Annotated in this window: 26 protein-coding genes; 7 read left to right on the top strand and 19 right to left on the bottom strand. The window is 44.9% G+C overall.

The genetic code is table 11. The annotated features are described in order from the left end of the window. Window positions 1-93: 93 nt before the first annotated feature. The 3 genes from pyrR to AC2A4J_RS03000 are packed head-to-tail and all read right to left on the bottom strand — an operon-like array spanning window position 94 to window position 1,682. Entirely contained in the window at window positions 94-591 is a 498-nt protein-coding gene (pyrR, locus tag AC2A4J_RS03010) for a bifunctional pyr operon transcriptional regulator/uracil phosphoribosyltransferase PyrR (RefSeq protein ID WP_484174868.1), read from the bottom strand. A 48-nt stretch (window positions 592-639) separates the two neighbouring features. Further along, complete coding sequence (ruvX, locus tag AC2A4J_RS03005; RefSeq protein WP_255827767.1) at window positions 640-1,110, bottom strand: Holliday junction resolvase RuvX; 471 nt, start codon at window positions 1,108-1,110, stop codon at window positions 640-642. Beyond that, window positions 1,110-1,682 (bottom strand): YqgE/AlgH family protein, encoded by a 573-nt coding sequence (locus tag AC2A4J_RS03000; protein WP_255827766.1) that lies wholly within the window; start codon window positions 1,680-1,682, stop codon window positions 1,110-1,112. Before AC2A4J_RS03000 ends, ruvX begins: the two co-directional genes overlap by 1 nt. Before the next feature lie 301 nt (window positions 1,683-1,983). Here AC2A4J_RS03000 and AC2A4J_RS02995 point away from each other — a divergent pair, with 301 nt between their 5' ends. Together AC2A4J_RS02995 and AC2A4J_RS02990 are read left to right on the top strand one after the other, a co-directional pair. Next, entirely contained in the window at window positions 1,984-2,139 is a 156-nt protein-coding gene (locus tag AC2A4J_RS02995) for a hypothetical protein (protein ID WP_484174867.1), read from the top strand. A 98-nt stretch (window positions 2,140-2,237) separates the two neighbouring features. Continuing rightward, entirely contained in the window at window positions 2,238-3,083 is an 846-nt protein-coding gene (locus AC2A4J_RS02990; protein ID WP_484174866.1) for an isopenicillin N synthase family dioxygenase, read from the top strand. Window positions 3,084-3,188: 105 nt separating this feature from the next. Here AC2A4J_RS02990 and AC2A4J_RS02985 read toward each other — a convergent pair whose 3' ends face one another. From AC2A4J_RS02985 to AC2A4J_RS02965, 5 genes are all read right to left on the bottom strand, one after another. Then, window positions 3,189-4,100 carry a 5-dehydro-4-deoxyglucarate dehydratase gene (locus AC2A4J_RS02985; protein WP_255827763.1) on the bottom strand — a complete coding sequence of 304 codons (912 nt, stop codon included), beginning with the start codon at window positions 4,098-4,100 and terminating at the stop codon, window positions 3,189-3,191. Window positions 4,101-4,231: 131 nt separating this feature from the next. Continuing rightward, window positions 4,232-5,026, bottom strand: coding sequence for an NAD-dependent epimerase/dehydratase family protein (locus AC2A4J_RS02980; protein WP_441805175.1), 795 nt, complete (start codon window positions 5,024-5,026; stop codon window positions 4,232-4,234). Window positions 5,027-5,060: 34 nt separating this feature from the next. Beyond that, window positions 5,061-6,344 (bottom strand): TRAP transporter large permease, encoded by a 1,284-nt coding sequence (locus AC2A4J_RS02975; protein ID WP_484174865.1) that lies wholly within the window; start codon window positions 6,342-6,344, stop codon window positions 5,061-5,063. Window position 6,345: 1 nt separating this feature from the next. After that, complete coding sequence (locus AC2A4J_RS02970) at window positions 6,346-6,888, bottom strand: TRAP transporter small permease (protein ID WP_484174864.1); 543 nt, start codon at window positions 6,886-6,888, stop codon at window positions 6,346-6,348. An 84-nt stretch (window positions 6,889-6,972) separates the two neighbouring features. Next, window positions 6,973-7,971, bottom strand: a complete 999-nt coding sequence (locus tag AC2A4J_RS02965) for a TRAP transporter substrate-binding protein (protein WP_255827759.1) — start codon at window positions 7,969-7,971, stop codon at window positions 6,973-6,975. A 268-nt stretch (window positions 7,972-8,239) separates the two neighbouring features. On the opposite strand from AC2A4J_RS02965, the gene AC2A4J_RS02960 reads away from it, so the two are divergent. Continuing rightward, a complete protein-coding gene (locus AC2A4J_RS02960) occupies window positions 8,240-8,965 on the top strand; it encodes a FadR/GntR family transcriptional regulator (RefSeq protein WP_255827758.1) in 726 nt (241 codons plus the stop codon). A gap of 53 nt (window positions 8,966-9,018) precedes the next feature. Here the strand turns inward: AC2A4J_RS02960 and AC2A4J_RS02955 are convergent, their stop codons facing one another. Next, window positions 9,019-9,969: an AEC family transporter gene (locus tag AC2A4J_RS02955; RefSeq protein ID WP_484174863.1), complete on the bottom strand. Its 951-nt coding sequence runs from the start codon at window positions 9,967-9,969 to the stop codon at window positions 9,019-9,021. 139 nt (window positions 9,970-10,108) lie between these two features. Beyond that, complete coding sequence (locus AC2A4J_RS02950) at window positions 10,109-10,825, bottom strand: GntR family transcriptional regulator (protein ID WP_484174862.1); 717 nt, start codon at window positions 10,823-10,825, stop codon at window positions 10,109-10,111. Window positions 10,826-11,018: 193 nt separating this feature from the next. On the opposite strand from AC2A4J_RS02950, the gene AC2A4J_RS02945 reads away from it, so the two are divergent. The 4 genes from AC2A4J_RS02945 to AC2A4J_RS02930 all read left to right on the top strand — a co-directional run bounded on the left by AC2A4J_RS02945 (window position 11,019) and on the right by AC2A4J_RS02930 (window position 15,741). Next, a complete protein-coding gene (locus AC2A4J_RS02945) occupies window positions 11,019-12,053 on the top strand; it encodes a TRAP transporter substrate-binding protein (protein ID WP_484174861.1) in 1,035 nt (344 codons plus the stop codon). Between the two features lie 109 nt (window positions 12,054-12,162). Then, window positions 12,163-14,241 carry a TRAP transporter large permease subunit gene (locus tag AC2A4J_RS02940; RefSeq protein WP_484174860.1) on the top strand — a complete coding sequence of 693 codons (2,079 nt, stop codon included), beginning with the start codon at window positions 12,163-12,165 and terminating at the stop codon, window positions 14,239-14,241. 15 nt (window positions 14,242-14,256) lie between these two features. Continuing rightward, window positions 14,257-14,379, top strand: coding sequence for a dihydroxy-acid dehydratase (locus AC2A4J_RS02935; protein WP_484174859.1), 123 nt, complete (start codon window positions 14,257-14,259; stop codon window positions 14,377-14,379). A 90-nt stretch (window positions 14,380-14,469) separates the two neighbouring features. After that, a complete protein-coding gene (locus AC2A4J_RS02930) occupies window positions 14,470-15,741 on the top strand; it encodes a glucarate dehydratase family protein (protein ID WP_484174858.1) in 1,272 nt (423 codons plus the stop codon). Window positions 15,742-15,853: 112 nt separating this feature from the next. Here AC2A4J_RS02930 and AC2A4J_RS02925 read toward each other — a convergent pair whose 3' ends face one another. The 9 genes from AC2A4J_RS02925 to AC2A4J_RS02885 all read right to left on the bottom strand — a co-directional run bounded on the left by AC2A4J_RS02925 (window position 15,854) and on the right by AC2A4J_RS02885 (window position 26,361). Continuing rightward, complete coding sequence (locus AC2A4J_RS02925; RefSeq protein WP_484174857.1) at window positions 15,854-16,807, bottom strand: 2-hydroxyacid dehydrogenase; 954 nt, start codon at window positions 16,805-16,807, stop codon at window positions 15,854-15,856. A 22-nt stretch (window positions 16,808-16,829) separates the two neighbouring features. After that, window positions 16,830-17,768: an AEC family transporter gene (locus tag AC2A4J_RS02920; RefSeq protein WP_484174856.1), complete on the bottom strand. Its 939-nt coding sequence runs from the start codon at window positions 17,766-17,768 to the stop codon at window positions 16,830-16,832. Window positions 17,769-17,857: 89 nt separating this feature from the next. After that, window positions 17,858-19,444, bottom strand: a complete 1,587-nt coding sequence (locus AC2A4J_RS02915; protein WP_484174855.1) for an aldehyde dehydrogenase (NADP(+)) — start codon at window positions 19,442-19,444, stop codon at window positions 17,858-17,860. Window positions 19,445-19,600: 156 nt separating this feature from the next. Continuing rightward, window positions 19,601-20,347 carry a FadR/GntR family transcriptional regulator gene (locus AC2A4J_RS02910; protein ID WP_258861178.1) on the bottom strand — a complete coding sequence of 249 codons (747 nt, stop codon included), beginning with the start codon at window positions 20,345-20,347 and terminating at the stop codon, window positions 19,601-19,603. Window positions 20,348-20,414: 67 nt separating this feature from the next. Next, entirely contained in the window at window positions 20,415-21,740 is a 1,326-nt protein-coding gene (locus tag AC2A4J_RS02905) for an enolase C-terminal domain-like protein (RefSeq protein ID WP_255827747.1), read from the bottom strand. Window positions 21,741-21,808: 68 nt separating this feature from the next. Further along, window positions 21,809-22,717 carry a 5-dehydro-4-deoxyglucarate dehydratase gene (locus tag AC2A4J_RS02900; RefSeq protein ID WP_205113294.1) on the bottom strand — a complete coding sequence of 303 codons (909 nt, stop codon included), beginning with the start codon at window positions 22,715-22,717 and terminating at the stop codon, window positions 21,809-21,811. A 114-nt stretch (window positions 22,718-22,831) separates the two neighbouring features. Further along, window positions 22,832-24,403, bottom strand: a complete 1,572-nt coding sequence (gene garD / locus AC2A4J_RS02895) for a galactarate dehydratase (protein WP_484174854.1) — start codon at window positions 24,401-24,403, stop codon at window positions 22,832-22,834. Then, window positions 24,400-25,908, bottom strand: a complete 1,509-nt coding sequence (locus tag AC2A4J_RS02890; protein WP_484174853.1) for a tripartite tricarboxylate transporter permease — start codon at window positions 25,906-25,908, stop codon at window positions 24,400-24,402. Before AC2A4J_RS02890 ends, garD begins: the two co-directional genes overlap by 4 nt. A 15-nt stretch (window positions 25,909-25,923) precedes the next feature. Continuing rightward, on the bottom strand, window positions 25,924-26,361 hold the full coding sequence (locus tag AC2A4J_RS02885; protein WP_484174852.1) for a tripartite tricarboxylate transporter TctB family protein: 438 nt from the start codon (window positions 26,359-26,361) through the stop codon (window positions 25,924-25,926). Window positions 26,362-26,398 lie beyond the last annotated feature (37 nt).

The following is a 26,398-nucleotide window of genomic DNA, read 5'->3' as shown; positions in this document are numbered from 1 at the left end:
GAGATCTCATTCTTTTAACCACAGTGTCGTCAATCTTATCCATACGTTAATTGTCGTACGTGTTCATCAAAAAATAAAGCTTTGTTCTGCATATTAATGGGTATCAATCACAGAAACGGTAAGCACTTCTGGCCCAGCCAACTTAACCCTTTGATCAGGATTGAGATCTAAATGCTCTCCTACTATATCCGCAGCAATAGGTAGCTCATGCTGACCTAGATCGTAAAGGATAGCTAACGTAATACTTGCTGGTCGGCCAAAATCAAATATTTCATTCATTGCCGCGCGAATCGTACGGCCAGACATCAATACATCGTCGACCAAGATTACGTGACGATCTTCAATCGCTGGCAATAAGGTTTGATTTACCTTGGGGTTCAAGCCCGCTTTAGTAAAATCATCACGATAAAACGTGATATCTAAGGTCGCCAAAGGCTCTGTTGTTGGCACGGCTTCCATCAAACGCTCTGCCACCCAAACACCACCAGTATGAATCCCAACAACAATGGCATCTTCGATGTTGTTCTTTTTACAGTACTCTGCCAATTGCGTTTTCATGGACGCTAGGGAATGCTCTAAATCTAACTTCATTGTTTTCTCAAACCTTTTCATAATAAAACACCGTGAAGCAAACAATCCTTAATAAGACTCTGCAAACCAAGTCTCTAAAATCATTTGAGCGGCCAAACCATCTACCGAATTTTCTTTAAAGTTACGATTGCCTCCGCGAGCAATAACCTGCCCCTTGGCCTCATATGAAGATAACCGTTCATCCATCATATGGTAAGGAAGGTTAAAACGTCCATGCAATCGTTTCGCAAATTTGCGCGCCCGTTGACACATCTCATTTTCTGAGCCATCCATGTCAAGTGGCAAGCCAACCACAAAAGCATCTGGTTTCCATTCTGTCACGATACGCGTGATTTCATCCCAATTGGGAATACCTTCTTTGGCTTTAAGCGGGTCAAGCGGCTGAGCTGTGCCAGTAATACTTTGACCAAATGCAACACCAATGCGTGTCGTGCCAAAATCAAAGCCCAATACTGAGCAAACAGTATTGGGCTTCTGGTTATCATCTAACGATGTTTCTGTAGAGATTGACCCTGTCATTAACCATGTCCTATATCCGGTGAAAGTCTTGTCATATCAATTCCCAACACGCGTGTTGCGGCGGTAAATTGCATATCACTTGGTGTGTTAAATAATACGTCTAAATCCGCTTCGCATACCAGCCAATCATTATTGGCAATCTCGGTTTCAAGCTGTCCCGCATCCCAGCCAGCGCAACCTAGTGTAATCCGAAACGCTTCTGGTCCTGTACCTTGTGCTATATCTTCCAACGCTTCTAGCGACGCAGATAAAGAAACCTCATCGTTCACTCGCAACGTATTACTCCAAACTTTATCTGCGGTGTGCAGAATAAAGCCGCGCTCTGCCTCCATTGGGCCACCGGTGTAAATTGGCTCAGAGGTTAAGCGTGGGCTGCTGATTCGAATGCCAAGGTGATCTGCCAATTCGGTAAAATCAACATTTGAGGGACGGTTAATGATAATCCCCATAGCGCCCGCTTCGGTGTGCTCACAAAGATAAATAACAGTATGTTCAAAATGTGGGTCGTCTAGGTGTGGCATAGAAATTAAAAAGTGATTTTTAAACGAATCGAAAATTGCTTTCATAGTCATGAGCCCTCTTTAATTGATGACAGCGCAAAGATCGCGCTAGTTACTAAAACCTAAGAAGTACCTGAACTTAAGACAAAACTCGCCAATGAGGCGAAATATAGAGATAGAGAAGAGCAATAAGAAGACGGCAAATAAGAATAGCCGACCTCTGCAGTATAGGACAAATGAAGCATTTGCCCACCCCCAAACTACAAATTATTACTGAATCCCTTCAAAACTCACATTTCAAGCAGTAAACTAGCACCCTTAATCCTCAATTAAGGGTTAAATGTATCTATTTATCGTGCTTCGGAGGCATGTAATGCCCTTACTATCTTCAAAAAACGTGCAAACACAATCGGCTTATGCCGAGATGTTTGATCGTCTAGATGGGATGAGTCTGGCGCAATGGATTGAACATTACCAAGCCGAAACCATCGATTTGCGCTACTTTTTCCACAGTGGTTGGTCGTCTTAGATTCCCTATATTGTTCTCGAAAATTCACTGTATCCGTCTATTATCAAACGGTACCTATTTCAGACAAAAAGCCAGTATTTGGCCTATAGGAAACAATCATGCAATTACAAGCTATTGATTACACAAGCCCAACCGCCGCAGAGGATTTTGTAAAATCTCTTCGTGAAACAGGCTTTGGCGTCCTTAAAAACCACCCAATCAAAAAAGAACTCGTTAGCGCTATCTACAAAGATTGGCAAGAATTTTTCTCAGACGATAGCAAATACGACTATCGCTACAATGTTGGTCCACAAGATGGTTACTTCTCGCCAAAAGCGGCTGAAACAGCAAAAGGCCATACCAAACGAGATATAAAAGAATACTTTCACTACTACCCTTGGGGACAATGCCCTGCTAAGCAGAAGCCATCTTTAGAGCAATATTATAGCGAAGCCACCAGCTTGGCAGAAGAGCTACTGGCTTGGGTAGAACAGCATTCTCCAGTAGACGTGGCAAAGCATTACACGCAGCCGCTCTCCAGCATGGTAGAAAATAGCCAGCAAACCTTACTGCGTATCTTGCATTACCCACCACTAAAAGGTGATGAAGAACTTGGCGCGATTCGAGCGGGTGCCCATGAAGACATTAATCTATTGACGATACTGCCTTCTGCCAACGAGCCAGGGTTACAAGTCAAAGCCAAAGACGGCACTTGGATGGACGTACCTTGCGACTTTGGTACATTAATCGTCAACATTGGCGACATGCTGCAAGAAGCCTCTGGTGGGTATTTCCCATCAACGTCGCACCGTGTAATAAACCCAGAAGGCGCAGACAAAACCAAATCGCGTATTTCTCTGCCTCTGTTCTTACATCCGAAGCCGGAAGTCGTGCTTTCCGAACGCCATACGGCAAAAAGCTATTTACATGAACGCTTAGTGGAATTAGGTGTTTTACCCGCCTAGTAGTTACTAATAAAGTAAAATGCAAAAAAGCCGCTGCTCATATTGTTATGAACAGCGGCTTTTTTTGTTAAAAGTTAAGAGACATCAACTAACAACTGAAGGTCTCTATTTATTCGAGTCGATTAACGCTTTCAGTCGACCTTCTTGCTCTGTTGTCGGCATAGTTAAAGGCGCTCTGACTTCCCCTGCAGATCGACCGATCGCTGATGCCCCTGATTTGATAAGGCTGACTGCATAACCTTTTTTCTCATCCCGTAGACGACAAAATGGAATAAAGAAGTCTTGAATAATAGAGGTAACGACGGCTTTATTTCCCTCTCGTAATGCCTTATAAAAACGGTTCGCCATTTCAGGCATAAAGTTAAATACCGCCGACGAATAGGTATTTACGCCGATCGAAAGATAAGCCTCAGCAAAGATCTCCGCCGTTGGTACACCACCGATGTAAACCAGTCTATCGCCTACTGTTTTAATCGTATCGTTCAAGGCGGCAATATTACCTACACCATCTTTTAACGCGATTAAGTTAGGGTTATTCGCAGCCAATAATTTGACATTTTCCGCACCCAAAATACCATTACCACGGTTATAGTAAATGAACTGAATAGGACTGCTTTGCATAATCTGAGACGCATATTCAATAATACCGTCTTCTGGGCACTCAGTTAAAAACGGAGGCATTAAGAGAATACCATCGCAGCCAGCCTCTTCGGCGGCAAGAACGAACATCTTAGCTTCAGCAACACTCCGCCCCGCACTGGCGATCACAGGTACCCGCCCGGCCACAGTCTCAACGGCAATTTTAACAATCTGTTTATATTCAGCTAAATCCAAAGAGAAAAATTCCCCTGTACCACCCGCAACAAAAACAGCAGACACATCATGCTCAATAAACCACTCAATGCGCGCCTTATAGGTTTCTGGGTTAAATTGGCCTTTTTCATCAAAGTCTGTAATTGGAAACGAAAGCAAACCATCGCTAAGAGATGCTCGAATACGCTCGACAGAAAGTGTCATAGAATCATCCTTTTTTTGTTATTTTTTGGGTAAAAAGCTCTTATTTTGGCAGCACAAAGCCCTGCCCAATAAATCGAGCAATAAACCTTAAGAACCGATTTGATTTAATCGAAATAAACTAAGTTGTAACGCTAATCTTCAAAATGCCCTGCGCAGGCAAATCCCCCTCCTTGAAAACGGACTGCTGGATCATTTGGATCGGCCTGCTCTTCTTGTAAATACGCTTCATTTTCAAACACCGCAGACGAATCCTTTGGTGTCCAACCTATAAACTTGGCATAGCGGTTATCCCACCACGTGCTTGGGTTATCAGATACACCATATATAACCGTGCAACCCAATCGATCTGCGGCATATACTTTTTTGATCAAGTCTGACAAATCCCCCTCACTTAACCAAGTCGATAACATGCGACGGTTACTCGGTTTGGGAAAACAAGAACCAATGCGAACTACTGCCGATTCAATACCAAATTTATCGTAATAATACTGTGCCAATAGCTCACCAAAGCATTTCGATAGCCCATACATACTGTCTGGTCGCATTGCACAGTGGGCATCTAAAAGTGTTTCTCTATCATGAAAACCAACCACATGATTGGAGCTAGCAAAAAAGATACGCTTTACACCATTTTTCCTAGCGGCTTCATATAAATTGTAAGCACCTTTTATGTTTCCATTTAAGATATTATCAAACGTATTCTCTGTTGATACTCCTCCAAAATGGACAATCGCATCACATCCTTCGACTAGGGAGATAACCGTATCAGCATCCCCTAGATCGCACTGCACAAAGTGTTCATTCGCTTTTAAATCATCTACTTTAGCAATGTCAGAAAGGCGAATTTCTGTCGCCCAATCATTTAATCGGGGACGCATAACATTACCTAAATGGCCAGCAGCGCCAGTGATCAAAACACGTTTCATTTTTACTCCTATGGCCACAGCAATGACCCTATCGTTATGGGTTAATCCATCCAGGCAAAGTCATAGACACAGCAGGAATATAAGTCACCAGCATCAGCGCTGCCAAAATTGCCAAGTAGAATGGCCAAATACTTTTCACTGCTCTTTGTATTGGCACTTCACCAATGGCACAACCCACAAACAAACAGCCACCAACAGGCGGTGTACAAAGCCCCAACCCTAAGTTCATCATCAACATGACGCCAAACTGAATCGGATCCATGCCCAAACTAACGGCAACCGGTAGGAAAATAGGGGTACAAATTAGAATTAGTGCCGCCATGTCCATAATCATGCCTAGCAAAAGCAAAATCAGGTTCATTAGCAAAAAGATAACTATCGGATTATCCGAAACCGATGTAAGCGCACTCGCCAGTACTTTTGGTACTTCATAGAGAGCCAGCATGTAACCAAATGCGCCAGCACAGCCCACCAAAATCATCACCATTCCCGTTGTTCTTACGGAACGGATAACGGCAACCCAGAAGTCTTTTAAACTTAAAGAACGATAAACAAGCGCTGTAATGAGTATTGCATATAAAGCACCAATAGCCCCCGATTCAGTCACCGTGAAGACACCAGATAACGCGCCACCTACCACAATGATCGCGGTAATTAAGCCTGGGAAAGAGGCAATGAACGCCACAAAGACAAAACGCCAGCCCGCAAATTGTTCCGTTGGAAAGTTTCTACGGATCGCAATCCAACGAGCCACAAAGCCCAACATCAAACACATCAAAATGCCGGGAACAATACCTGCAATAAACAAGCTAGCAACCGAGATACCGCCACCCGCTGCAACCACATATAAAATCATATTATGGCTAGGTGGTATCATGATCCCCGCAATAGAGGAGCTTACTGTTACATTCACGGCATAGTCATCGTCATAGCCTTTTTCCTTCATCACAGGAATAAGCAAAGACCCTAGCGCAGACACATCCGCTACTGCTGACCCAGAAATGCCACCGAACAACATACTAGAGAAGACGTTAACCTGCCCAAGACCACCACGCATCCAGCCAACACTGGCAGACGCTAAGCGAATCAAACGTGCTGCGATACCACCGTGCAGCATCAGCTCACCGGCAAAAATAAAGAATGGAATAGCCAATAAAGAGAAAGTAGACATGCCAGCCACAATGCGCTGGAAACCAATCATTAGAGGCAAACCTTCGTACCAAAACGCACTGATCGCAGCCATACCTAATGCAAACGCTACTGGCACACCAACCACAGTTAACAAGGCAAAAATGCCCAATAAAATTGCTAAGCCCATGTTATCGGTCCCCTTTTGGAGCGGATTTATTCACAGCTTCCAGAGGCGAAAACAACGCGACTACGCCATTGAACACACGATAGGAAGAGAAAAGAGAAATTAAAATGCCCGCAGTCACCACTGGTATGTAGCGAACCCCATCGGGAATACCCAATAAAGGAATGTTGCGACTCCAAGCAAAAGAGGCCAATTCATGACTGTAATAAGCCATGGCAATACCAAACACCAATAACGTTAGATCAATAAAAATATCGACACACTTCATGCTCTTCTCTGGTAGCACCAAAGACAACATTTCAACGCTCAAATGTGTACGTTGATGAATACCAACTGACGCACCTAAAAACGTGATCGTAGTAACCAACAACATGGCCATTTGCTCGACCCAAGTTGGGGTGTCATTCAACACATAACGACCAAACACTAACCAACCGAACGAGACAACAAGAATGACCATGCAAACGCCAGACATGCTCATTGCAATGACTGACAGCAGATCAAGAAAACGCTTCACGACGGGTTCTTTTATAGAAGAAGAATTCATCACATTACTCGCGATAAAAAATCATCGAATTACCGCCACCCAACACCAAAGTATTAGATGACGGCGCTTACTTCACTCTACGATTTAGTTCGTGTTGCGAATTTTTTCGATTAATGGGGCCAACGTAGGGTTATCTTTAACCGCTTTCGCATAAACAGGCGCCATTGCATCTTGGAAGGCCGATTTATCTTTGATCTCTGTAATTTCAATACCTGCGTCGATTAGCTTTTGGCGGCTCTCGGTGACTTTTTCGGCCCATAGCTTACGCTCAAGCATTGCGCTGTCTTGAGCCGCTTTACGAACGGCTTTTTGATCGGCTGGAGACAACTTAGCCCATGCTTTTGCACTGACACTCAAGGTTTCAGGCAAGATAAGGTGCTGAGTCAAAGAGTAATATTTCGCCACTTCAAAGTGATTACTAGAGTCATATGATGGCCAATTATTTTCAGCCCCATCCACTACCCCAGTTTTAAGAGACTGGTACACCTCAGAATAAGCCATTGGTGTTGCGTTACCACCAAGTGCTTCTACCATGCCAACATAAAGTTCATTGTTCATTACACGAAACTTCATGCCTTTCATGTCTTCAGGTGTTTTTATCGGCTTACGTGAATCATAAAAGGAGCGAGATCCAGAATCGTACCAAGCCAGAGAGATAATCCCTTTTTTCTCCATCGCTTTACTTAGCTCGTCGCCCACAGGACCATCCATAACGCGATGCATGTGTTCAACGTTTTTGAAAATGAAAGGCAGAGAAACGACATTAACTTCTGGTACGGAGGCACCGATCGGGCCTAAGTTAAACTCGGCGAAATCGATACCGCCGACTTGCATCATTTGAATAGCGTCTTCTTGGCTACCAAGGATAGCACCATTATAAACTCGACCACTGACACGACCATCGGTCGCTTTCTCAGCCTCTTTTATAAAAGACTCCATCGCAACCGTTACAGGATAGCCAGCTGGATGGACATTCCACCCCTTCCAATCAGCTTGTGCTAAGGGCGCAAAGCAAGCCGTTGCTAAAGCACTACTAACCAGCAAAGCAGACCCGATTTTTTTAGTGGAAAATTTTTTTATCATTGTTATTTCTCCTTTTTCGTCACCATTATCGGTGGCGGTTTATGTTGTCGAGATGACCGTTTAAGCAAACACATATCACCAACAATTAATTTGTATCATAAGATTTAGTTGTATTACAACAGACATCATATGACTAAATCTAAAAAACACTAAAATTCGCTCATAAAACAGCCAAAATTTAAAGAAAAGCCAGAGTCATCATATGTGATATACTTATCTACCGCTTATACACATAATGTTAATCGAGAAATAACAGGTCATTATAAAAATGCCAGAAAAAGACAACACCAAATTGCGCCTTCCACAGCTAATAGCCATACGTCTACGAGATAAAATCGCCCAAGAAAAGCTCATTCCTGGCGATAAATTACCAACAGAACCGAGTTTGATAGCAGAAATGGGAGTAAGCAGAACCGTCCTTCGTGAAGCCATAGCTACCCTTAAAGCAGAAGGTTTAGTCGAAGCAAAGCAGGGTGTAGGGGTCTTTGTATCCAGCCCTAAAACGGAAACTGTAGCAAGCTTAGCGCAAGGTGAGATGACCTTAACAGCGATCATAGAGACGATCGAAATCCGCATTGCGCTTGAGATTGAAAGCATTGCATTAGCTATATCACGTAGTTCACTAGCACAAGAAGCAGAAATTTATCGGTGTTTCGACCTGCTAGAACGCCAACTAAAAAACCAGCAAAACGCAGAAAAAGAAGACTATGATTTTCACCATGCCATTGCTAGCGCAAGCAACAACCAGCATTTTGTGGATTTACTGTCCATATTAGCTAAGCGTTCTATTCCACGAACTCGCCTTCATGATGAGGCGAACCTCATTCAGAAGCCAGGTCTTGAAAAAATATTAATAGAAGAACATAAAGCCATTATTGATGCCTATGCGGAAAAAGACATAGACGCCGCAAGAAAAGCGATGAGAGCCCACTTAACGAATGGGCTTGGACGATATAGAGAGTTGATAAGGGAAATAGATAGAGGCCACTCATAGTATGACTGGCCAAACTCCTATCTTAGCCCTACGTTTTCAAAAAGTTGGGCTAATCAGCTGCTCGTTAATCTAACGATAATAGGCACACAAATTACAATGATCACCGACGAGATTAACGTCGAGCTCGCTATCGCATTTGCAGTCGACCTACCGTCATCTCCTTTCGATACTGCCGACACATAAGCGGATGCAGCGGTTGGCGCACTCAAGAATAGGAAGAGATATAATAATTCTTTTTGGGTAAAACCAAGCCAAAAAGCAATAAAAGTAAACAAAAACGGGCTAATCAGCACCTTACCTAGAATGGCAAAAGAAAAAAACCTAGGCAACTTAAGACCGCTTGTCGCCAACGCACCACCAATACAAACTAATGCCAAAGGCAATGTGACACCACCAATCAAGGAGCCTGTTTTTACGATAAAGACAGGTAGCTGTAAAGCACACACATTCGCCAGAACACCAAGAATAATTGCCAGAATAAGAGGATTCTGCGCCATGTTTTTTAACATAGACCGAATGCGTAGAGCGCCATCACTGTACCGCGTCAAAATTACTTCCGCCAAGATATTAAACAGCAGCACACTTAATCCTGACATAACCCCACCGATAGCAACGCCTTCTTGACCGAACATGTTAACGGCTAGCGCTAAACTAAATACCCCGCAATTTCCTCGAAAGGCTATTTGTACAAAAACCCCACGCTGGGCAGCAGGCAATGAAATGCGAATCGCGAGAAACCAAGCGAGCAAAAAAGTGAGGAAAATAGAAAAGACAAAATATAACGCAAAATTGACGCGGATAAGACCACTGAGATTATTAGAGTACAATCCCAAAAACAGCAAGGTTGGCATGCACACTTTAAAAACAAACCGCGAACTAACAAGAAGAAAGTCGTCGTTAATCAGCTTGATTCGCCTTAAAAAGACACCCATCGCTACCATAAGTAAAACGGGGGCTGCCACATCCAAAATAACGCTTTTTGCTTCCAACAACATAGACTCCATAAAGAAACGCTCTACCAACCTCTTTGGTTAATAGAGAGCTCTATCAATACTTAAAAAAGCCTATTTTATACTAACTTCTCGTTGATCAATTAAGGAATGTTCAAGGGATTTTTATCTTGAGCCAAAACCTGCATATTGGTTAACAGAAATACTCTGGGAACTCCTCCTGCAGAATACGTACTCTTGAAATAGTGCCCGCCAAATGATCACGCATCGCCTCAAAGGCCTTGTCTGGCGAACCACTCTCTATCGCATCAACAATTGCCGTATGTCCAGCCAGAACACTGCGAATCTTGCCTTCAGAAGGTAAATGCAAGCGTCGCACACGATCCATATGCCCAGACCTTGAACGCACCAATTTATACAAAGACTCATGACCTATGGCAGTAAACATTGAACGATGGAACAGCTCATCCAGTTTAGCAAACATGATAATGTCCTCGCTGTCTGCTGTAGAAACCTGCTCCTGCATTGCAACAATCTCTCGCAGTTGAGACACAATTCCCTCATTTGGAATCTGCGTTAACTGTCGTACTACTTCAAACTCCAGCGCCTCTCGAAGAAAGTGACTCTGCTCTAATTGTTTTACATCGATGTAAGAAACTTCTGTACCAGACTGAGGCTTAACGTTCACCAAGCCCACCTGCTCTAGTCTCAGTAATGCTTCTCTGACCGGTGTTTGACTGACTTTATATTCACTGCACATCTCACCTCGAACAAGCTGGGATCCAGGTGGAAGCTCTAAACTAACAATGCGACGCAATAGATCATCATACACACGATCAACCGCTGTACGAGGCAAGTCGTTGCTCTGCTCTAAATAATTTTTAATCAAATAATTATTCTTCTGGTTCATAAGATTGAAGCCATATTTTGCCTTAAATAGTTAAGTCATTATCTCAGAGCCGTTTGCAGCACGAAAGAAAAAAGACTTGCGCATCGAAATTAATATATTAGTATATAAATGACAAAACCAACTAATATATTAGTATATAAGAAACCATAAAGAGCAATTCCTAACAATAAATCTAAAAATCAGGAGAAGAACAATGCCTCTCAAATCCATACCTAAAACTCTCACCGCTACTCTAATTACGGCCGGTTTAGCTTTTTCAGTTGCTCCAACCTACGCTGAAACACTCAAGGTCCAAACCAGCTTTAATGCGTCACACATCAGTTTGACTCGCTTGAATCAAATATGGATACCTAAACTAAAAGAAATGACTGGAGGCGACCTGCAAATAGAATTGCTACCTATTGGCTCTGTCGTTTCACATAAAGAAACGCCTGTGGCGGTTTCTATGGGAATCTTGGATGGCGATTTAACCGCAACCAGCTATTTTGCAGGCAAAGACCCCGCTTATGCGTTGATGGGTGATTTAATTGCAGGCTATGACAATCCAGCCCAAATTGAAGAGTTTTGCATGCAAGGCGGCGGTAAAGAGCTGCTACAAAAGATGTACAACAAATACGACCCCGGCGTTCATGTCATTGGCTGCAGCTCTGAAAAACGCGAAGCCTTCGTATCAAAAGTACCTGTTCGTGGTGTCGCAGATATGAAAGGGCTGAAAGTTCGCTCCCCTGAAGGTCTTGCTGCAGATGTATTCCGTCGTGCCGGCGCAGCTCCTGTATCGCTGCCTGGTTCAGAGGTGTACACCGCCCTAGAGAAAAACGTGATTGATGCGGCTGACTCCTCAGCGTACGCAAACAATGACGCCAGCGGCATGCATAAAGTCGCCAAATACCCAATTTATCCAGGCATTCACTCAATGCCTTTTATGCAATTTACCATCAATGAAGCAACCTGGAACAAGATAGACAAAGAAGACCAAGCTGCTCTAACAGAATGGTTCTTGAGCGCTTACGCAGACCTACGCACCTATCTAGATGCTAAAGATAAAGAGCTGGTCGCACGCGACAAAGCCAAAGGCGACATTACCGTCATCGACTGGCCTCAATCCGAGCGAGACGATTTCCGTAAGATCGCGAAACAAGCATGGGAAGCATTCGGTAGTGCATCACCTCTAGCAACAGAAGTGTACAAAGCACACGTTAAATTCATGACCGAAAAAGGCCTACTCTAGCCCAAGAGTGATTTACCACTAGCGACGGCTGGGACATCGTCCCGCCGCCGCACTTTCCATATAAAAATAAGCCTACCCATGCAGTAGACTGATAGATCAGGTGAACACTATGTCCAAAACTCAGAGCCTCAACGCTGATGACATTGTCGAAATTGCCGACGACAACCCGATTGAGCATGCGCAGCCGCATGAAGAATTCGAATACACACCCATAGATCACTTTAGCCACTTTTCTGGCATTGGGGTTTCGCTACTTTACCTTGTTGCGGCCGGTGCTACCTTATGGGAAGTTGTTGCCCGCTATGTGTTTAATTCGCCAACACAATGGGCATTTGAAGTGGTGATGGTGCTGTGCGCTGCAAGTTGGATGCTGTCGGCAGGCTACATCACGCTCAAGAAACGCCATATTGGTATTACGGTGATTCACAATATTGTCTCTCCTAAAGCCCAATGGCGTCTTGATCTATTTGCATCCAGCATTGGTATTGTTGCGCTATTTCTGTTGCTATCTGATGCATCCATGCGCGCCTACATGGCGATAGATCATATTGAACGTACCGGTAGTGCGTTTAACTCCCCCATGCCGATGCTGTTGAAAACCTTACTGATGCTGGGTGGGTTTATGTACCTCGCTCAGCTAACCGTTAACCTATGGCGTCACGTAAACAGCCGATGGGCCAAAGCGGCGGTGAAGCTAATCGGTCTATTTATGGTGTTGTACTTTATTAATGGGGTACTGGCCTATATTTCTGGACCTGGATCGATTTTCGACGGCGTGAGTGGTTACTTCTCAGCGGTAGGCCAAAGCCTAGACCCAAGCGCAGCACTGGACATGCGCTCTTATAGCTTAGGGGTAATATCCTTAATCATGGTCGCAATGTTGGTGTCTTTGATGATGACAGGTATGCCACTGGGCATCGTAACCTTGATCGTCTCAGTCGTCATGGCAATTGCCTTCTTTGGCCCCCGTGGGTTGTACTTAGTGTCCGCCAACACAGCTGCACTGCTTGATCACTACACCCTGATTGCCATTCCCTTTTTCGTATTAATGGCAACCATCCTCGAAAAGTCAGGTATCGCAGAAGATTTATTTGATGCCATGTCAATATTCGCTGGCAATCTACGCGGTGGCGTGGCGGTACAAACTGTAGTTGTGGCGGTTATTCTCGCGGCCATGTCCGGTGTAATGGGCGGCGAAATTGTGATGCTTGGTCTTGTGGCTTTGCCTCAAATGCTGCGCTTAGGCTACGACCGCAAAATGAGCATTGGTCTAATTTGTGCTGCGGGCGCCTTGGCTACCTTGATTCCACCTTCGATCATCATGATTGTTTACGGTCTGTCTGCAGAAGTCGCCATTGGTGATCTATTTATGGCTGGAGCCGTACCAGGACTTATGCTGGCTGTCTTCTATGCACTGTATGTTCTGATTCGTGTGCACATTAACCCTAAATTAGCGCCAACGGCGAAAGAAGTAGCGGCGCTAACAGGTGAAGAACGTAAACTGTCTAAGGCTCGTCTGAGCGCAGTATTCTTGAGCATCATGCTGATCGGCTGTGTAATGGGATCCATCTATGGCGGTATTGCTTCGGTCACCGAAGCGGCGGCAGTGGGTGCCTTGGGTGCCATGATTGTTTCTGCAGTACGCCATGAATTTAAATGGTCCATGCTGAAGGCCTCTTTAGTTGGTTCTATGGCTACCGTGGGAACCATCATTTGGTTGGTACTAGGATCCGTATCCTTTGTTGGCATATTTAATTTAATCGGTGGCGCGGACTTTATGCGCTCACTGTTTATGAACCTTGGCATTCCAGCCATTGGCGTGATCTTGGTAATGATGCTGATTTTGGTGATCTTAGGTACATTTATGGAATGGATCGCCATCGTGCTAATTACGGTTCCTGTTTTTGCCCCCGTCGTCATGACCCTAGCACCCGAGCTTGGACTGACGCCAGATCAAGCAAAAGTCTGGTTTGGTATTCTGTTTGTTCTCAACATTCAGATTTACTTCTTATCACCACCGTTTGGTCCAGCCTGCTTTTGGCTCAAATCAGTCGCACCAAAAGACATTTCTCTGCAAGAAATCTTCATCTCTGTGTTGCCATTTATCGGCTTACAAATTGTCGGGTTGATTCTCGTCATGAGCTTCCCTCAAATCGCCCTTTGGCTTCCCGAAGCACTCGGAAATTAACCTAGGAGAATATTTATGATTGGTCACGATAATCATTCTGAAATAGACCGCTACGGCATTGCACCTTGGATTGCTGGGGGCATTGTTGCCACTATTTTAATCGTTTGTATGTTTGCTCTCGCTGCAGGTTTTGCCTAGCACTTTAGGATATTAACCATTCACACTTTTTAACCATCTTATCGATGATGACAGTCATCGATAAGACTCCCTTTTTCAGGAGATAACCGTATGTCACGTATTAAACAAATTGAAATTACTCCTATTGCGTTCCGTGATCCTCCACTACTCAATGTTTATGGTGTTCATGAAGCATGGGCCTTGCGCACCATTATTGAAATAAAGACAGAAGACGGCCATTACGGTTTAGGTGAAAGTTATGGTGACGAACAAACCATCAGCCAATTGCGCCAAGTCGCGCCACATCTAGTGGGCATGGATGTTTTCAATGTCAATGCGATCCGTAACAAAATTGAATCCGTTGTCACTCTACCGGATCCAAATTCAGGACTAGACATCGCCCCAGGTACATTGGGTGCAACCACGGTGCCACGTATTTTCTCTGCCTTCGAAGTTGCTTGCTTAGACCTGATGGGTAAGATTACAGGCCGTCCTGTGTGTGATTTATTAGGCGGTAAAGTACGCGATGAAGTTGCCTACAGCGCTTACCTGTTCTACAAATTTGAACGTCATGGCTTTACCGAAGATCCATGGGTAGATACGTGGGGGGAAGCGGTAACGCCAGAGCAAATCGTTGCGCAAGCGAAAAAGATGATTGATCAATACGGCTTCCAATCGATCAAACTAAAAGCAGGGGTGTTCGAGCCTGAAAAAGAGATTGAAGCGCTAGAAGCACTGCGTGAGGCCTTCCCTGATGTGCCGCTGCGTATTGACCCCAATGGTGGTTGGACGGTGGAAACCACCAAGCGTTTATTAGACAAATTTGGTAATGGTCTACTGCAATATTTAGAAGACCCTGCCCACGGCCAAGAAGCCATGGGACAAGTAAGCGCCATGACCGACATTCCATTAGCGACCAATATGTATGTCATTGGGTTCTTTGACATTCCAAAGGCCATCAAGCTGGATTCAGTGCAAGTTATTTTGTCTGATCACCATTACTGGGGCGGCCTAAGAGCCACGCAAGAACTGGCACAGTTGTGTAAAACATGGGATATCGGCTTATCAATGCACTCCAACTCTCACTTAGGCATCAGCTTAATGGCCATGACTCATGCCGCCGCAGCGATTGATAATCTAACGTACGCTTGTGACACTCACTATCCTTGGCAAGAAGAGGAAGTCATTATCGGCGGTAAGATCCCATTCAAAAATGGCGCAGTCGTGGTCCCTGATAAGCCGGGCTTAGGTGTGGAATTGGATAGAGACGCCTTGGCCGTGTTAGCCAAAAACTACGAAAACTGTGGCATTCGTGCCCGTAATGACGTTGCGGAAATGCGCAAGTACCAACCAGACTGGAAAGGGACAGTACCGCGTTTCTAAGACGTTAAATCCTTGAATGCCTTACCAAATAAAGTTGGTGTTCAGGCAAAAAATTGTGCTCCTGTTTGCTCGAATTTCCTAACGGAAATTCGAGCTTTTTTTATTTAGGAAATCAAAGAATAACAGGCGTAAGCAGTGGTTTAGCTGCAAAGTGCGCAGCGAGATTATCCACTACCAATTGCGCCATGGCAGCACGCGTTTCATAAGTGCCGCTAGCACAGTGTGGCTGTAAGACCACGTGATCCATAGACAATAGTGCTTTAGGAACATTCGGTTCATCCACAAATACGTCCAAACCCGCACCTTTGATCGCGCGCTGTTCGAGCAAGTCTACTAACGCTTTTTCGTCCACAACAGAGCCACGCGAAACGTTGATAAAATAGCTGTTTTCACCTAATGCGTTCAGAACTTCACGGCTAATTAAACCTTCTGTCGCTGGGCCACCGGGAATAACTGGCGCCAAAACATCCACATCTTTTGCCAAGGCAATCAGATCATCGTAATGACGGTAATCGACATCCGTTTTAGCTTGGCGGCTGAAGTAGCTAACATTCATACCAAATGCTTCGGCACGGGCTGCGATGGCTTTACCAATTCGTCCTAAGCCGACAATACCAAGAGTCTTGCCTTTCAGGGAGGTATTCAATGGCATCATGCCCTTCTCGACCCAGTGACCACTCTGAATCCAATCTACTGCAGGCAACATGCGACGCAGAGTAGTCAATGTGAGCATCATCGCCATATCGGCCACATCATCGGTCAATACATCCGGTGTGTTTGTAACAGGAATGCCGCGCTTGTGGCAGGCTTCCACACAGATGGTATCCAGACCCACACTGGATGAACAGACGATTTCCAAATTCGGCAATTGCGCTAATAAGGTTTCGTCAAATCCGCCCCCGTGAGTGGTTGCCACCGCACGTATCTTGTCACCAACAGCACCGATCATGGCGGCTTTTTCTTCTGCTGAGGCCAGATCGTAACGGTGCAGTTCATAAGTGTCTGCCAGCATTTGCATTTGTTCTGGGCGGTTTGGCCAAACGACCAATACGTCAATTTTACTCATGTAATGATTTCCTTATGTCCGTTTAAAGTATCGCCAACAGCAATGGTGCGATAAATACGATCACCACTGAGCCGACTAAGGTGGATGTGGCAATGGCATTCGCGGTCACTTTGCCGTCACTGCCATGGGCTACAGAAACGACGTAGGCTGACGCTGCGACGGGCGCACCAAAGAACAAAAATAGATACAACTGCTCGTGCTCAGAGAACCCCACTAATGCAGCTAAGCTGGTTAAAACAACTGGACTAATAAAAACTTTAACCGCAATCGCTAACGAAATACGACGCGGTAAAATAAAGCGACTGGTAGCCAACGAGCCGCCAATACACAACAAAGCTAAAGGTAAAGTCACACTGCCAAGATACTTACCTGTGGTGACTACTTGGCTCGGAATCGGCAAGCCAATCAGATTCACTATAATCCCAGCCACAACACCAACGATCATCGGATTGCGCACGATGGTACCAAACAATGCTTTGTGACTAATGGAGTGATCTTTTTGATAACGTGACAGCGCAATTTCGGCCAACACATTAAACATAACAGACGTAATACTGGCCAAAACACCGCCAATTACGACGCCTTCGTCGCCAAACATGTTCACCACAAGGGCTAAACTGAAAACGCCTGTATTACCGCGGAAGGCAATTTGAATAAAGATGCCACGCTCGTATTCTGGCACCTTCGCTCTACCCGACAACCACCATGCGAAACCGAAGGTAAGCAGTATACCTACCGCAAAAAAAAGCGGCATTTGCCATGACATCAAATTACTCGGACTCGCCCCCAGCATGCTAAAAAAGAGTAACGTCGGCATGCCGACAGCAAAGACAAAGCGCGAACCAGAAGCAATGAAGCTGTCATCAATGACGCCTCGATTACGCAGAAAAGCCCCGACTACTATCAGTAATAAAACGGGGATGGACACATCCAAAATAGCCGTAAAAGCAGTCGCTTCCATCGATCTCTCCCAAATAGCACAGCAACAAATAAAAAGGGGCACCGAAGTGCCCCTTGAAATAGCGAGTATTGGAGCTTAATAAGTGTGACTTAGTTAAACTTTCCATCCACCAATTGCGGCACATTCAAAGGATTCTTATCTTGAATGGCCTCAGGGATCAATGAGCTTGGGAAGTCTTGGTAACACACTGGTCGTAGGAAGCGATCAATCGCCGCACTACCAACAGACGTAGAACGGCTATCAGATGTTGCAGGGAAAGGACCGCCATGAACCATGGAATGACACACTTCGACACCTGTTGGGTAGCCGTTACATAGGATTCGACCGACTTTACGCTCTAGCGTTGGCAACAAAGCTCGAACGGCTTCAACATCCGCATCTGACATTTGAACCGTCGCGGTCAGTTGACCTTCTAAGTGCTCAGCCACCACCTTGTATTCGTCCAAGGTATCGCATTCGATGATCAAAGACGTTGAACCAAATACTTCATCTTCCATTGACGCATCAGCCAAGAAAGCTTTCGCACTGGTAGCGAATACATGTGGGCAACACTGGTTTGGTTGATCGCTATCATTACCTTTCGCCAACAGTGCCGCTGCTGAGTTGTTGCCCAGCTTCTCAACACCTTCACAATACGCTTGGTAAATACCTGGCGTTAGCATGGTTTGTGTACCCAATGCTTGTACTTCGCTGGCAACCGTCGCTTTAAAGCTATCCGCTGCTTCGCCTTTCAACAAAACAACCATGCCTGGGTTTGTACAGAATTGACCTGCGCCCATGGCAAGTGAGCCAACAAAACCTTTCGCCACACTTTGCGCTTCAGCAGACAGTTTTTCAGGCATGACAAAGACTGGGTTGATGCTGCTCATTTCTGCATAAACAGGAATTGGCTCAGGACGATTTGCAGCAATATTCATTAGCGCAACACCACCGCTACGAGATCCAGTAAAACCAACGGCTTTAATAGAAGGATGCGCTACCAAAGCACTACCGATTTCACGGCCAGAGCCATAAAGTAGAGAGAAAACGCCAGCAGGCAAACCGCATTTTTTAACCGCAGCCGTAATCGCTCGGCCAACAAGTTCAGACGTTCCAGGATGAGCAGAATGCGCTTTTACAACAACAGGACAACCTGCAGCCAATGCAGACGCAGTATCACCACCAGCAACAGAGAAAGCCAATGGGAAGTTACTTGCACCAAAGACCGCAACTGGGCCTAAGGCAATTTTTTGGAAACGCAAATCAGAGCGAGGTAATGGCGCACGATCTGGCATAGCTGGATCAATGCGAGCATCCGTTGCTTTACCCAAACGAACAACGCCAGCGAACAAACGTAATTGACCCATAGTACGGCCACGCTCACCTTCGATACGCGCTTTTGGCAAACCAGATTCCGCCATAGCACGCTCTACCAAGGCATCACCTAGCGCTAGAATTTCATCAGCGACACATTCTAGGAAAGCGGCACGTTTTTCTATACTAATGGCGCGGTATTGATCAAACGCTTGCCAAGCGGCACTCACCGCTTGCTCAACTTCGTCTTTGGTTGCGCCATTATAAGCAGGTTCAAGTGTTTCATTTGTCGCAGGATTGATTGCATAAATGGCTTTTTGCGTGCCAGTAATATCGTTACCTGCAACCAATGAAGTGCCTTTAAGAAGCCCTTTCGTATCCATGTTTCCCCCTAATTACTTATGAAAAATAAGCTATGAAATATAAGCTATGAAAAGCAAACGAATGCTGTAAAGAGACAGAAGTGAGCAAGGCTCACTTCTGTCTCTTTTCTAAGGGCTTTGCAGGATATTGCGATAAACGAAATCGCTACAAAGCTCTCATTCTAAATCAAACTTGTTATCCGTCTGATAACGTTCGTACAGGTGGTAAGCACGGTATAAATGATTGTGCATCGCCTGTCTCGCACCTTCTCCATCTTTATTCTTAATACAATTCAGTATTTCAAGATGTTCAGTGCGAATACGATGCAAATATTCATCGGTAGCCACCTGTTTCAAGTTTGAATTAATCAATTTTGCTCTGGGGATAACGTTTTTATTAAACTGTTCATAGAACTGTTTAAGGAAAGGATTACGAGTGGCAGTACAAATAGCCAAATGAAAAGCATAGTCTTCTTTTCTGGCCAATTCGCCTCGGCTTAGTGCCTCGTCAAAATCATTAAAATGCTTCTCAAGTATTGCCACATCGTCTTCTGAGCGACGCAAAGCAGCCAGCTCACAAGCAGTAGTTTCAACACTCAAACGCATTTCTAAGATATGTAGAATATCGGCAATGGCAGTGGGGTCAATCTGATAAGCAAACAACGTCTCACTAGACTGAGCACGAATAACGCTGGTACCAACCCCACGTTTCGTTTCAACTAGACCCAGTGATTTCAGTTGTGTAATTGCTTCTCGGATAACGGTACGGCTCACACCAAATAGATCGCATAATGCATTTTCTGTTGGTAATTTATCTCCGACAGAAATATGGCCAGCCGAGATTTGCTTTTCAAGTTGTTTTGCAACATTGCTTGCTAAGCTATCGCCCTTACCCACTCGCTCTATTTGTAGTGATTTAGCCACCGTTTTAACCCCATCCATTCTAAATACGCCGTATATTCTAAAACCCAGAACATTACCCCAGTGCTAACTATCTAACAAGCGCTGGTTTCTTAGAATCAAATGTCCAACCCGGAATAAGGAACTGCATTGCCTGACTATCGTCACGCTGCCCTAAGGTTAACGTTTTATATAATTCGTGCGCTTCCATCAGTTTTTCGCGGTCCAATTCAATCCCTAAACCCGGCTTGGTTGGTACGGTAATTTTACCGCCACGGATTTTTAATGGATCTTTGGTTACACGCTGCCCATCTTGCCAAATCCAATGGGTATCAATCGCTGTCACTTCACCAGGACAAGCTGCAGCAACATGCGTCATCATCGCTAAGGAAATATCGAAGTGGTTGTTACTGTGGGATCCCCACGTCATGCCCCACTCGTTACATAATTCACCTACGGCTACGGCACCTTGCATAGTCCAAAAATGGCAATCCGCTAGTGGAATATCAACAGAATCCATACGTACTGCATTTTTAAACTGTTTCCAGTCCGTTGCGATCATGTTTGTTGCGGTTTTCAAACCGGTTCTGCGTTTGAATTCAGACATGGTCTCGCGACCAGACCAAGCACCTTCTTGACCACAAGGGTCTTCTGCGTAGCTCAGCATATGTTTAATTGGATCTAGGTATTCTACTGCCTGATCAAGCGTCCAAGCGCCATTTGGATCTAACGTCAAACGTGCTTCAGGGAAAGCTTCGTATAATGCGCGAATACAATCTGCTTCTTGATGGCCATCAAGAACACCACCTTTGAGTTTAAAATCTTTGAAGCCATAACGGTCGTAAGCGGCTTTTGCGAGTGTTGCAATAGAATCTGGCGTCACGGCTTCTAGACCACGAACACGATCCCACTCATCAACAGGATTGTCGTAGGTTGGGTAAGGCAAGTTTGTTTTGGTGCGGTCACCTAGGAAAAATAAATAGCCTAACGCTTCAACTTCGTCGCGCTGTTTGCCATATTGACCAAGTAAATCAACAACAGGTAAGCCCATGTTTTGACCTGCCAAATCCAACAATGCTGACTCAATTGCTGTAATAACGTGAACGGCCGTTCTTAGGTCAAAGGTTTGGTTACCACGAACATCATCCGCTTTACCTGATGTCGCATTACGAACATCGCTAATAATGCTTTTCCACTTTCCGACGCTCTGGCCTTCGACTAGGGCGCGGCATTCTTCCAGTGTAGAAATGATTTTATCGGTTGCTGGCACTTCGCCTAGACCAATATTGCCATCATTATCTTCCAGCACCACTACAGTACGGATGAACCATGGTGCGTGACCACCACTAAGATTCAGCAGAAAACTATCATAACCAGCAACTGGCACTACCTGCATTTTTTTAATTGTTGTAAACATATGATGGGCTCTCCCCGATTTATTAGATCGAATGGGAGAGTAAACTCCCCCACCTTAATCTTTAATGCTTAATTACGTTCAATAATCGCTTTTAAAGCAGCAAGATCTGCAGCGTTTGGCATAGTAAGAGGCGGACGCACATCGCCAGCTGAGATGCCTTTCAGTGCCGCACCAGCTTTAATCAGACTTACCGCATAACCCTTCTTAGTGTCACGTAGGCGACAGAAAGGAATGAAGAAATCTTGAATAATACGCGTTACCGTTGCCTGATCACCACCACGCAATGCTTTATAAAAGTCCATCGCCATTTCAGGCATGAAGTTGTACGCAGCAGATGAATATGTATTAACACCAATTGAAAGGTAGGCTTCAGCAAAGATCTCAGCCGTTGGAACACCACCGATGTAAACTAGACGATCACCTACTGTTTTAATCGTGTCATTCAATGCTGCGATGTTACCCACGCCATCTTTTAGCGCCACCATGTTCGGGTTACGAGCAGCCAGCTCTTTAACAGACTCAGCGCTTAGAATGCCATTACCACGGTTATAGTAAATAAATTGAGTATCAGCGCTCGCCATAACCGCCGATGCGTATTCTATGATGCCGTCTTCTGGGCATTCCGTTAAGAATGGAGGCATCAACAAGATACCATCACAACCTGCATCTGCAGCAATTTTAGAAAAGTTAGACGCATCTTTTACGCTGCGGCCTGCAGCAGCAATTACTGGTACACGACCTTTTACTGTTGCAACAGAAACCTTAACGATTTCGCGGAAGTCTTCTTCATCAAGAGAGAAAAACTCGCCAGTGCCACCAGCAATGAAAATTGAAGAAACGCCGTGCTTGATGAACGACTCTAGGCGCTCTTTATATGTCTCAGCGTTAAATTTACCGTTCGCATCGAAGTCAGTTACCGGGAATGATAAAAGACCATCACTTAGAGCGCCGCGCATTTGTTCAACAGAAAAAGCCATGTTGTTTTCCTCACTTCTTGTTATTAACTTTGCCTTAAGGCTTGTTAGAAATTTTTAGGTTGTTATACATCATACAACTATACATTCAAATAGCAATGACATTTCGCCTAATAATTAGGTTACAGGTGCAGGATTAAATAAGACCAAATCATTGTGTAAGCCCAGCTTATCTGCAGCCACTTGCTTACGCCCTGACGCGACATCAAGAATGAGGTGGAACAACTCCCAGCCTGCTTCTTCTAAAGTAATTTCTTTGCTCGCGATACGTCCTGCATCCATATCAATTAAGTCGTGCCAACGCTTACCCAAAGTAGAGTTTGTCGACACTTTAATAACAGGGGCGACCTCCAAGCCATACGGCGTACCACGTCCTGTGGTAAATACTTGGATATTCATTCCAGAAGCGAACTGCAAGGTGCCACAAATAAAATCACTGGCAGGCGTTGCCGCAAATATAAGCCCTCGTTTACGAATACGCTCACCTGGACTTAGCACATCGATAATGGGGCTATTACCCGACTTAGTAATGGAACCAAGGGATTTTTCCACTATATTATTCAGACCGCCTTTTTTGTTACCTGGTGTGGTGTTTGCGCTGCGATCGGCTTGACCTTGATTCAGGTAATCGTCATACCATTGCATTTCACGCAGCAAGGCCTTTCCGACTTCCACTGTGTCCGCTCGTGGCGTTAAAAGGTGGATAGCGTCACGCACTTCGGTCACCTCAGAAAACATGACAGAACCGCCTGCACGAACAATCAAATCTGACGCATAACCAACAGCGGGGTTCGCCGTAATGCCAGAAAAAGCATCGCTACCGCCACACTGCATGCCAACAACCAACTCTGAAATTGGACACGGCTCTCGACGTCGCTTGTTTAAACGTTCAAGGTGCGCTTCGGCCATCTCCATAATATGGTCGACCATGTCTTGGAAACCGTGATGATTTTCATCCTGCAGGCTCACTACATGATCTTCTAAGGTTCTGGCCGCTTCAGAGTTTGGCAAAATATTAATCGCCTGCTCATCATCTATTTCAAGCAAGCGTGATGGAGAGAGCTTTTCACAACCCAAACCAACCACCATTATTTCGCCACCAAAGTTCGGATTTTTAGCGATGTTTTGCAATGTTCGAATTGGCACGATAGCCGCAGGCGCAGTAATTGCCACCCCACAACCATAGCTATGATTGAGTGCCACAACGCCATCTACATTTGGGAATTTTGGTAAAAGCGTTTTTTTGATCAACTTAACAACATAGTCAGTAATACCGGCAACGCACTGCACGCTGGTACTAATGCCTAACAGGTTTTTAGTGCCCGCTGAACCGTCCGGATTTTTATAACCGTCAAAGGTGTAACCTTCCAAAGGCTCAAAAGCTGGCTTCTCGCGAGTCGCCAGTGGCAACTCATCGAGTGCAGGAGGCGTCGGCATATCGACCACTTTCTCAGACACCCAAGAGCCTTGTTTAATTTCGTGTTTTGCGTAGCCCACTACTTCATTGTAACGACGCACTTCACCGCCATTAGCAATATCAGCCAAAGCAACCTTATGACCCTGTGGCACGTCTTCTAACAAGACAACGCCACCTGGAAGCTCAGCTCCCTTTGGTGCACCACCTTGATTTAAGATAATGGCAACATTGTCACTTTCATGTATTTGAATCAGTACATAAGAATCGCTCATGACTTCGCCTCTTTATTCGCGTGTTGTTTGCTTTTTCTATGGATCATCACAGACACGACGATTGATAAAATGATCATGCCCCATAACACCATCGCAATCGGACTCTTGGTGAACAAAATGGAGTACTCACCGTAAGACTCTAAACTCTTCACAAAATACACTTCGGCACTGCTACCCAAGATAAAGCCGATAACCAAAGGCGCAATCTCAATACCAATCTTAGTAAAGACCCAACCTGCAACACCGAATAAGAACAATGTCCACACATCAAACATGATGCCGTAGTTAATCGCATAAGCGCCTACTGCACACATCATCACTATGATTGGGTATAAGATGAATTTCGGAATCAGCACCACTTTGGCGATATGACGAATGGCATAGAACATCACGATAAACATGACGATATTGGCAAACATAAGCGCCGTTATCATCGAGAACCATGTGTCTATATTTTCGCCGATAAACAAAGGCCCTACTTGTAAACCTTGCAGCGTGAAGGCACCAATCAAGACAGCCGTTGTACTGTCGCCAGGAATACCTAACGACAACAAAGGAATCAAAGCACCACCGGTCAAACCGTTATTTGCCGACTCCGATGCCACCAAACCTTCTGGCTCACCTTTGCCCAATTTTTCAGGGTGTTTAGAAAAGTTCTTTTGTTGTGTATACGCTAAAATCGACGCCGCACTTCCACCAATACCAGGCAACATGCCAATGAATGTACCGATTGAAGAAGAGCGCAATAAGTTACTGAATTGGCCCTTAAAAATATTGAAACGGAACGGTTTGCCTTTACTTAGGCTGACTTTATTTTCAAAAGAAGGTTCTCTGGCGCCCTTTTCAGCTTCTTCAATGATGGTTGAAATACCAAAAAGACCAATCAACACTGGCAACAACGAAAAGCCATACGCTAAATAAGGCTCCATAAACGGCGCCATTAGACGATACTCACCATTACCACCGTTAGATACATCGTAGGTTCCTATCAAGCTAAGCAGCACACCAAGTAGCCCACTAAAAATACCCATTAGAATATTTTTGGATAATGACGCTATAACTGACATAGCAAAGAAAATCATTAAGAACTTCTCAATGTAAGAGAACTTAATGGCGAAATCAGCCAAGACAGGCGCAAAGAAGAACAGCACAATCGCACTGAACGTACCGCCAAACAAAGAGGCAACAATACAGGTTTTCAAGGCCCGCTCGGCCTCACCACGTTGCGCCATAGGATAACCATCAAAGGTTGTGGTAATCGACGACGGCGTACCCGGAATATTCAGCAATACAGCAGGCACTAACCCGCCCGAAATACCGCCAACATATAGTCCTAGCAACAGCGCTAAGCCTTCTTGTAAGCCCAAGGTATAAGTTAATGGTAGACACACCGCAACGGCCATTGTCGCTGTCATACCAGGGATAGCACCAAAAATGATGCCGATAATGGATCCAGCCGCCGCTAATAAAAAGAAGGACGGTGAAAGTAATTCAAGAAATTCCATAAAGTCACTCCGCCTCTAAGGCATCGACACAGCGAATAGGTGGTAAAGCACACCCCAAACAAAGGTCGGTGTTATTACTGCGTTGGAAACAATGATTATCAGATTACGACGGGTCATATCGTGGCAGTACAACATCGACATCAGGAAGACAAAAGGAATCGACGCCAACAGAAAGCCTAACCCCATATTAGGAAGTATTGTCCCTATCGCATCCATCCCCCAAAAATAAGCAGGGATCAAAGCGAACGTCATTAAGAGACGAAAAAAGTCTGCATTTTTAACAAAGAACTGATATCGACCGGCACGAATAGCCTGCATGACAGGACGAAAATAAGAGACGACTATCACCAACCCTAAAATTAGCAGCAAGGAAATAATAATCCTTGGGAAAAACAGATGGGATGTATCGAAGTCGATCACAACGGTATTTAAGGATGAAAACCAGTCAGACATTATAACCCTCTCTAGCGAAAGATTACGGCACCGCAGC

It is taken from the genome of Marinomonas sp. ATLA20 (assembly GCF_057180105.1).
Note: the sequence above shows the minus strand (reverse complement) of the source record. Positions and strands in the feature narration are given on the sequence as shown.

Coding starts and splice junctions, on each gene's coding strand:
- AC2A4J_RS02905 (WP_255827747.1), bottom strand. CDS start 21,740: ATGTTTACAACAATTAAAAAAATGCAGGTAGTGCCAGTTGCTGGTTAT.
- AC2A4J_RS02885 (WP_484174852.1), bottom strand. CDS start 26,361: ATGTCTGACTGGTTTTCATCCTTAAATACCGTTGTGATCGACTTCGAT.
- garD (WP_484174854.1), bottom strand. CDS start 24,403: ATGAGCGATTCTTATGTACTGATTCAAATACATGAAAGTGACAATGTT.
- AC2A4J_RS02925 (WP_484174857.1), bottom strand. CDS start 16,807: ATGAGTAAAATTGACGTATTGGTCGTTTGGCCAAACCGCCCAGAACAA.
- AC2A4J_RS02940 (WP_484174860.1), top strand. CDS start 12,163: ATGTCCAAAACTCAGAGCCTCAACGCTGATGACATTGTCGAAATTGCC.
- AC2A4J_RS02950 (WP_484174862.1), bottom strand. CDS start 10,825: ATGAACCAGAAGAATAATTATTTGATTAAAAATTATTTAGAGCAGAGC.
- AC2A4J_RS02915 (WP_484174855.1), bottom strand. CDS start 19,444: ATGGATACGAAAGGGCTTCTTAAAGGCACTTCATTGGTTGCAGGTAAC.
- AC2A4J_RS02945 (WP_484174861.1), top strand. CDS start 11,019: ATGCCTCTCAAATCCATACCTAAAACTCTCACCGCTACTCTAATTACG.
- AC2A4J_RS02890 (WP_484174853.1), bottom strand. CDS start 25,908: ATGGAATTTCTTGAATTACTTTCACCGTCCTTCTTTTTATTAGCGGCG.
- AC2A4J_RS02955 (WP_484174863.1), bottom strand. CDS start 9,969: ATGGAGTCTATGTTGTTGGAAGCAAAAAGCGTTATTTTGGATGTGGCA.
- AC2A4J_RS02960 (WP_255827758.1), top strand. CDS start 8,240: ATGCCAGAAAAAGACAACACCAAATTGCGCCTTCCACAGCTAATAGCC.
- pyrR (WP_484174868.1), bottom strand. CDS start 591: ATGAAGTTAGATTTAGAGCATTCCCTAGCGTCCATGAAAACGCAATTG.
- AC2A4J_RS02930 (WP_484174858.1), top strand. CDS start 14,470: ATGTCACGTATTAAACAAATTGAAATTACTCCTATTGCGTTCCGTGAT.
- AC2A4J_RS02985 (WP_255827763.1), bottom strand. CDS start 4,100: ATGACACTTTCTGTCGAGCGTATTCGAGCATCTCTTAGCGATGGTTTG.
- AC2A4J_RS02935 (WP_484174859.1), top strand. CDS start 14,257: ATGATTGGTCACGATAATCATTCTGAAATAGACCGCTACGGCATTGCA.
- AC2A4J_RS02975 (WP_484174865.1), bottom strand. CDS start 6,344: ATGGGCTTAGCAATTTTATTGGGCATTTTTGCCTTGTTAACTGTGGTT.
- AC2A4J_RS02995 (WP_484174867.1), top strand. CDS start 1,984: ATGCCCTTACTATCTTCAAAAAACGTGCAAACACAATCGGCTTATGCC.
- AC2A4J_RS03000 (WP_255827766.1), bottom strand. CDS start 1,682: ATGACTATGAAAGCAATTTTCGATTCGTTTAAAAATCACTTTTTAATT.
- AC2A4J_RS02920 (WP_484174856.1), bottom strand. CDS start 17,768: ATGGAAGCGACTGCTTTTACGGCTATTTTGGATGTGTCCATCCCCGTT.
- AC2A4J_RS02980 (WP_441805175.1), bottom strand. CDS start 5,026: ATGAAACGTGTTTTGATCACTGGCGCTGCTGGCCATTTAGGTAATGTT.
- AC2A4J_RS02970 (WP_484174864.1), bottom strand. CDS start 6,888: ATGAATTCTTCTTCTATAAAAGAACCCGTCGTGAAGCGTTTTCTTGAT.
- AC2A4J_RS02900 (WP_205113294.1), bottom strand. CDS start 22,717: ATGGCTTTTTCTGTTGAACAAATGCGCGGCGCTCTAAGTGATGGTCTT.
- AC2A4J_RS02965 (WP_255827759.1), bottom strand. CDS start 7,971: ATGATAAAAAAATTTTCCACTAAAAAAATCGGGTCTGCTTTGCTGGTT.
- ruvX (WP_255827767.1), bottom strand. CDS start 1,110: ATGACAGGGTCAATCTCTACAGAAACATCGTTAGATGATAACCAGAAG.
- AC2A4J_RS02990 (WP_484174866.1), top strand. CDS start 2,238: ATGCAATTACAAGCTATTGATTACACAAGCCCAACCGCCGCAGAGGAT.